The organism is Paenibacillus humicus NBRC 102415, assembly GCF_004000905.1.
GTDB lineage: Bacteria > Bacillota > Bacilli > Paenibacillales > Paenibacillaceae > Paenibacillus_O > Paenibacillus_O humicus.
Window position 1 is genome coordinate 154,693 of the sequence record NZ_BIMD01000007.1, and the last position, 6,717, is coordinate 161,409.

Consider the following 6,717-nt stretch of genomic DNA (forward strand, 5'->3'; position numbering starts at 1 on the left):
AACGGAGGAGGCGGCGGTCTTATGGCGCTCAGCACTACGGACGCGGACGCTTATATTGCACTCAACTGTATCGATATCGATGACTGGACGACGGCTGACGAAGCGAAAAAACAACGAATCGTTAACGTCGCATCTCGCACGCTTACGACAAAGTATCCGCGATATACAATACCGGACGGCGCGGTCTACGAGTTCGCAAACGTTCTCGCGACGGTGTTTAACGATACGAATCGCTTGGCACAGGCGGGACTGACCGGCTTTACCGTTGACGGCGTTGGCTCTTTCGATTTTAAGGACGGGATGGTCAGCGCGCCAGGATCGGACTTATCGCGTTACATCCCGCAGGCGGCGCTCGACCTGATTGGTGCGGAGAACGGCGGAATTAAGCTTTCGAAGCGACGCGTTTATTGGACGGTGCTGTAAATGGCGCTCATTCCGCTGAAACAAACGATTACGGTAACGAAGGCCGGCGAATCGGACGGCTGGGGCGGCGTCGAAAATGGCGCTGTCCTAACGCTGCCGGCTCGCGTGGTTAACGAAACGAAAACGGTCAAGACGCCAACCGGCGAAGAGGCCGTCACCAGCCTGCGCATTACGCTCCATAAACTAGCGGACATTTCATACGACGACACAATAACGTTCACGGATGAACTCGGTGCGACGATCGAACGAAAACCGCTATCTATCGCGCCTAAGCGGATGCTGAGCGGTCGGGCGATTCTTACGGAGGTATACGTCTGATGGCGGCCGAGTTTGAGTTCAATATGTCGCGTTTCTTGCACGCGATTGAAGGCGCGGCCGATACGATCGCAGCCGGAGCCAAGCGCGGCATGCACGACGCCCTCGACGATTGGAAGCGGGAAGCGGTGGACGTCGCGCCAATCGATAAGGGTACGCTGCGGCGGTCAATTTCCGTTCAGGAAATCGAAGGAGCCGGCGCAAACTTGACCGGTGGTATTTCGGCTAACGCAGTCGAGCGGACGAAAGGCGGTCGGCGCTTTAATTACGCTTATTACATCCACGAAGTTAAGGGCGACGAGTTTAGCGGTAAGACGCCGGGCACGGTCGGTCGCTTTCTCGACGTACCTGCGGAAAAGAACGGCGAAAAGTGGATGCGCGGCATTGAGGCGGAGATCGCCGATGAACTAAAACGGAAAGGGTGGTAGCGTGACGCTGATTAACGAATTGGTCGCGATCGAAGCGTTTATCAAGCGCACGTTTCCGACCGCCATAACCGAAAAGCAGACGGTGCCGAAAGTACCGAAAGTGAACACGTTCGTTATCCGACTCCAAAACGATGAACGCACGCTTGAGACGCCGGCCCATTACCGGATTGAACGCGAATACCAAATCGTATACTTTGGCGCGAAATCTCCGGATGTTCTGGCGGCAATGGACGCGCTCAGTACGGCAGTATACCAATCGAATACAATTCCGATGAATGACGGCTCCCTGCGCTACGTGCGGACGGAGTCGTTTTCATTTTCGATGCCGTTCGAGACTGACGGCGGGCTTTACGCGGCGATCGGCGTTCTAAGCGCGGAAACGCGAGAGGCGCGGACTCAGGCGGTGTACGACAAGATAATGAAAATCAATACGCGCTATCAGTAAGGGGCGAGCCCAATCGGTTCGGCTCTTTTTTGTTGCGCGATTTTACGAAGAGAGGTGCTTCTATGGCAGGCGGTCAATGGGACCCGACATCAATTCCGACGCGCCCCGGTCTTTATATCAACTTCGTCACCGCAGCGGCCGCGCAAATTAAAGGCGGCGCACGCGGTACGGTCGCAATTCCGCTTAAAGCGTGCGCCGGCGGAACGGCAGCGGCGAAGCAGTTTTATACGGTAACGACGGAGGCTGACGCAACAACACTGTTCGGCGCGGCTAATATCGCATCGATCAAATACGCGCTCCAAGGTGGCGCGAAGGAAGTTCTCGTCTATACGCTGCCGGCGTCTGCGGTTACGGCGGATTACGCTGACATGCGCATAGCTTTCGACACGCGTCCGTTTAACGTGTTTGCGTTTGACGGCGAGGTTGCGGCTGCCGAACAAGACGCTGTGAAAACGTGGGTCGCCGCCAATCGCGCAGACGGTAAGCATTTCATGGCGGTATTTGGCGCGTCCGTTGCGGCAGACGACGCTACACCGGCGACCGGCGATGCGCGCTCCGTACGTGTGTCCGATGACTACATCGTTAACCTCACGGTCGGCGGCGTAATCAACGGGACGGCGGTCAGCTCCGGCAAGTACGCGGCATGGGTGGCGGGCCTTATCGCAGGCACAGCGATTAACGCGTCAATTACCTACGCGCTGGCACCGGTTGACGACGTTAACAAGCGACTGACTAACGCCGAAATCAAGACGGCGCTCGGCAAGGGATCGCTGGTCCTCGTAAACGACGGCGAGAAAATCAAAGTCGAGCAGGGCGTCGTAACCAGCGGAAAGAAAATCCGCCAGATCCGCGCACGGCAGGCGGTAGCGACGGATATTACGAAGACGGCGGCCGACGCCTATATCGGCAAGATCAACAATAACGAGGACGGCCAGGCGGCGCTTATCGTGGCGATTAAGGCGTATCTCGAAACGCTGGAGACTTCGAATGTGCTCGCGAATCCGACGGTCCAACTCGATCCGCAGCGGTCTAGCGTCGGCGACACGGTGTACCTGCTGATTGGCTACGTCGAGGTTGACAGCATGGAGCGAATCCTGATTACGGTCAATATCTAACGGAGGTGTAACGAATAATGGCAGAGGCTTATAGCGGCAATCACGGTAAACTGTTCGATGCGGACGGTAATTGGCTTACGAATGTTTTCCAAGTTGAAGTAAATATCGATGTTGATATAGAGGAAATTAAACGTGCTGGCTCCCGCTGGAAAGGGCATAAAGTTACCGGACTTAAAGGTACTGGAAGTTACACTAGCTACCTCCTTACGACAAACTTTAAAGATAAACTGCTCAAAGTTACTAACGACACTAGCGCACCTTTTGTAACGGAGTTGATAGTTAAACTGGCTGATCCGGAGGCTTCTGGTGCTTACCGTGTTCGTGTTAAAAACGTGATGTTTGATAAGATCCCTGTTATCAAATTCGCTGTCGGAGAAGTCGTCGAAGAGGAACACAGTTTCGTTTTTTCAGAAGTTGAACTTCTCGATCGAATCGTAGTCTAACGCGCGGGCCTTCGGGTCCGCTTTTTAATTTCGAAAATAACCGGAGGTTGATTATAGATGGCAACGGCAACGAAGTTTAACGCGCTTCAAGCGCTTCTCGGCGCGACATTGAAACAGGAATTGACGGTCTACATCCCGCGTTTGGGCGGAAATTTTACTGTGAGATCCCTAACAAGCGATGAACTTTCGGAAGCGACCGTACAAGCAACGATTCCTGGCCCTAAAGGTACGAAGTCTCTCGATGATAGGCAGTTTCAAGCGGCTGTCATCGTTAAGGCATCCGTTGACCCGGACTTTAACGATAAAGCGTTGCAGGATCATTACAAAGCATCGGACGCGCTCGACTGCGTAGGCAAGGCGCTGCTGCCCGGAGAGATCGCGAAAGTTCTGCAGGCGGTCATGGACGCGTCCGGTTTCGGTGACGATGAGGAGCTCCTGGAAGAAGCAAAAAACTAATTCGGGCGGGCGGTGAGGCGTGGTACATACACGTTATTTTCCAGCGCCATCATATCCCGCCGGATGAATTTTACGCGAAGGATAAACGGCATCGGATGTTCATGTACGCGTCAATGATCGTCGCCCTTGAGGACGAGGATAAGGCGCGCAAAGATGCGGAAAGGAGAGCAAAGAGTGGCGTATGATCTCGTAGCCAGGCTGAAACTGGTAGACGGTATGACCGGTCCACTACGAAAAGTTAAGCGTCAGATAGACGACGTAACGAAGACTACCGCGTCAGTCACGAAAGCAACCGCGACATACACCAGCGCAACGACGAAGATGACGGCGGCTGGCGGTCGTTACGTATCAACGGGCGGAAAAGTCAGGCGCGAGCTAACGTTAACCGAAAAGGCGTTAAAAAGCGCAGGCAACGCGTTTACGTCGCTTGAGCGCAAAGTCGGTCGCGGCATTAAATGGGGAGCGATCGGACTCGGCGCGGCAGCGGTAGGAGCAGCGGGTTTCGCCGTAGGGTCATCCGTTAAAAAAGCGATGGATTTCGAAAGCCAACTCGCTTCTATCCAAGCGCTAACCGGAATAAACAACGCCGGCCTAGCGAAAATGCAGTCGCTTGCCTTGGTGGAAGGTGCGCGTACCCAATATAGCGCATTAGAAGCGGGGCAGGCGATCGAGGCGCTTATTAAGGCGGGTATGGAGACAGCCGACGTTATGGGTGGCGGACTTCGCGCGGCGCTCGACTTGGCGACGGCTGGTGGCCTGGACTTAACGGAAGCCGCCGAAACCATGTCAACGAGTATGAACGCGTTTCGGAAAGACGGGCTGAGTGCGGCCGAAATCGCGAATGTGCTTGCGGGTACGGCGAACGCAGCGGCGACGGATGTACACGGCCTCGGCTATGCGCTGGCTTCGGCGGGCGGGATCGCGGATCAGTTCGGGGTATCGTTCAAAGACTTCAATACCGTTATCGGCTTGATGAGTAACGACGGCCTTAAAAACGGCTCGGACGCGGGAACATCGTTTAAGTCGATGCTCATGTATCTGCAGCCACAAACGAAGAAAGCTACGCAAATGTTCAAAGCGCTCGGCCTTGGCGTAGGAAAAACGAACAAATTCTTCGAGAACGGAAAAATTAAAGATGTCGCCGGGATCGCGGAACAACTTTACAAGACGTTTTCAAAATTTAACGATCAAACTCGCGGCGCGCTTTTTCTCGATATTTTCGGTACGGACGGCGTAAAAGCGGCAGCATCGCTGTACAAGGCCGGCGCAAAAGGCGTAGAGCAGTTCCGTGAAGAAATGTCGAAAGTTACCGCGCTTGACGTCGCCAAACGAAAAATGAATACGGCTGCCGGAGCAGTCGAGCAATTCCGCGGCGCACTTGAAACGCTGCAAATAAGCGCGCTTCTTCCGACAATGCCGCTGATCAAGGACTTCGCGAATTGGGCGGCTGAAGGCATTGAGAAATACTCGCCTCAGATTACGAAGTCTGCGCAGGCTATCGTCGCGCAATTCCGCAGCTTTTTGGATTCCGCTTACCTCAAAAATCCGGAGTTCCTGAAGCTTGACGGGTTAAAAGCGAAGGTTTCGTTTGTATTTGACGATATCATGACCCGCTTTAACGATTGGTACGGCGGCGGTGGAAGTACGAAGATTGCCGCGATGGGAACGAAGATTACCGATATGTTGGCGCAATCGCTCAAAGCCTCCGAACCGCTTATCGAAGCTGCGACAAAGATCGGCGTATCGATCGGCGCGGGAATTCTTCAGGGAATACTCAGTGACCCGACGATGATGGCGCTACTTGGCGGGTACCTCGGCGCTAAAGGAATATCGACAACTCCTGGAAAAGGCGGAGGCCCGACTTCGTCGAGTACGACGCCTAAAACCGGCGGAGGCAAATCGCAAGTACCGACTGGCGGAGCAATCATTCCATACGTTGGGCAAGCGATGGCGCTCGGATCAATAGCGGATGCTCTTGCAAAGTATCCGAAAGAATGGGGCGTCGAACTTGCGAAGGCACTGGGATACCGGGAACAAGTCGTTACAAACGCGCCGCTTAACAAAGACGTCGTCGATAACCTGTTGAAACAGCCGGAGTTTATCTTATCGAATGGCTATCTCGCGCATCTTCCGAAGGTTGATGAACGGCTCCAAACGCTCGGTACACAAATCGCCAACCAAAAACCGGCGCAAGTAACCGTTACAGGAAACACGTTCCAGGTCCGCAAGGAATCGGACATTGACGCTATTGCGCACAGCATCGCGAAACAAATCGCGTGGTAAAGGAGGACGCTAATTGGAAATATACCTGAAATTCAATAATGGCGCGGAGTCTCTATGGCTCCCGGTAAATCCCGAACGAATCGGGGCAACGTCGGCAGGCGCGTTCGAAGATGTTCCAATACTCAATTTCGGCGAGTATACCGTACCTTCCGCGCCAAAGAGAACCACATATACACTATCGTCCTTCTTTCCGCGCGATTACAACGCGAGCTATTGCAATTATATCGATTTACAGCGGCCGTGGGATATCGTAAAGACGCTCCTGCGCTGGCAGGCGTCGGGCAAGCCGTGCCGCTTTATTGTTACGGGAACGCCGATTAACGTAGCGGTGACGATTCGAACGTTTGAGTACGAGGAGCGCGCAGGCGAGCCGGGCGATGTCTACTATACGCTCGAACTAAAGGAATACGCGTTTATCTCGCTACCGAAGAAGTCCGACGCTCCAGCAACGAAGGCGGCCGCTATAACAACGTCAGCAGCGCGCCCAAGCACGAAGACGGCGCCCGCAACGTATACCGTTAAGTCCGGCGACACACTGTCCAAAATCGCAGCCCGGACGCTCGGTAGCGCGGATAAATGGCGAGCGATCTACGATAAAAATAAGGCGGTAATCGGCGCCAACCCTAACGCGCTCAAGCCGGGTATGAAACTGGTGCTGCCGTCATGATACGCGTGCTTTACGATGGCAAAACGTATATCGATGCGCTAGTGACATCGGTAGAATGGTCGGGAGATATCGCGAAGCCTTACCGGACGCTAACGGTGCAGCTCTCCAATACGCTTGATGGTGATGAACAGGCGATTAATAT

The 6,717-nt window shown here is 54.2% G+C and carries 9 protein-coding genes; all 9 read left to right on the plus strand.

Annotated features, from left to right (window positions below):
- The first annotated feature begins 21 nt into the window (after positions 1-21).
- The 9 genes from PHU01S_RS07540 to PHU01S_RS07580 all read left to right on the plus strand — a co-directional run bounded on the left by PHU01S_RS07540 (position 22) and on the right by PHU01S_RS07580 (position 6,575).
- Positions 22-423: a hypothetical protein gene (locus PHU01S_RS07540; RefSeq protein ID WP_127506923.1), complete on the plus strand. Its 402-nt coding sequence runs from the start codon at positions 22-24 to the stop codon at positions 421-423.
- Positions 424-741: a hypothetical protein gene (locus tag PHU01S_RS07545; protein WP_127506925.1), complete on the plus strand. Its 318-nt coding sequence runs from the start codon at positions 424-426 to the stop codon at positions 739-741.
- Positions 741-1,166, plus strand: coding sequence for an HK97 gp10 family phage protein (locus PHU01S_RS07550; RefSeq protein WP_127506927.1), 426 nt, complete (start codon positions 741-743; stop codon positions 1,164-1,166). The genes PHU01S_RS07545 and PHU01S_RS07550 overlap by 1 nt, the downstream gene beginning before the upstream one ends.
- Positions 1,167-1,185: 19 nt before the next feature.
- The gene (locus PHU01S_RS07555; protein ID WP_218032424.1) at positions 1,186-1,611 is read left to right on the plus strand and encodes a hypothetical protein; all 426 of its coding nucleotides are present in this window, start codon (positions 1,186-1,188) and stop codon (positions 1,609-1,611) included.
- Positions 1,612-1,673: 62 nt separating this feature from the next.
- On the plus strand, positions 1,674-2,726 hold the full coding sequence (locus PHU01S_RS07560) for a phage tail sheath subtilisin-like domain-containing protein (RefSeq protein WP_127506931.1): 1,053 nt from the start codon (positions 1,674-1,676) through the stop codon (positions 2,724-2,726).
- 17 nt (positions 2,727-2,743) lie between these two features.
- A complete protein-coding gene (locus PHU01S_RS07565) occupies positions 2,744-3,169 on the plus strand; it encodes a phage tail tube protein (RefSeq protein WP_127506933.1) in 426 nt (141 codons plus the stop codon).
- Between the two features lie 57 nt (positions 3,170-3,226).
- Entirely contained in the window at positions 3,227-3,625 is a 399-nt protein-coding gene (locus tag PHU01S_RS07570; RefSeq protein ID WP_127506935.1) for a phage tail assembly chaperone, read from the plus strand.
- 174 nt (positions 3,626-3,799) lie between these two features.
- The gene (locus PHU01S_RS07575) at positions 3,800-5,908 is read left to right on the plus strand and encodes a phage tail tape measure protein (RefSeq protein WP_164763010.1); all 2,109 of its coding nucleotides are present in this window, start codon (positions 3,800-3,802) and stop codon (positions 5,906-5,908) included.
- Positions 5,909-5,921: 13 nt separating this feature from the next.
- Positions 5,922-6,575 (plus strand): LysM peptidoglycan-binding domain-containing protein, encoded by a 654-nt coding sequence (locus PHU01S_RS07580; protein WP_127506939.1) that lies wholly within the window; start codon positions 5,922-5,924, stop codon positions 6,573-6,575.
- Positions 6,576-6,717 lie beyond the last annotated feature (142 nt).

Bases quoted from the DNA above. Each gene is read 5' to 3' on its own strand.
- PHU01S_RS07550 (WP_127506927.1), top strand. From the start codon at position 741: ATGGCGGCCGAGTTTGAGTTCAATATGTCGCGTTTCTTGCACGCGATT.
- PHU01S_RS07570 (WP_127506935.1), top strand. From the start codon at position 3,227: ATGGCAACGGCAACGAAGTTTAACGCGCTTCAAGCGCTTCTCGGCGCG.
- PHU01S_RS07560 (WP_127506931.1), top strand. From the start codon at position 1,674: ATGGCAGGCGGTCAATGGGACCCGACATCAATTCCGACGCGCCCCGGT.
- PHU01S_RS07545 (WP_127506925.1), top strand. From the start codon at position 424: ATGGCGCTCATTCCGCTGAAACAAACGATTACGGTAACGAAGGCCGGC.
- PHU01S_RS07565 (WP_127506933.1), top strand. From the start codon at position 2,744: ATGGCAGAGGCTTATAGCGGCAATCACGGTAAACTGTTCGATGCGGAC.
- PHU01S_RS07540 (WP_127506923.1), top strand. From the start codon at position 22: ATGGCGCTCAGCACTACGGACGCGGACGCTTATATTGCACTCAACTGT.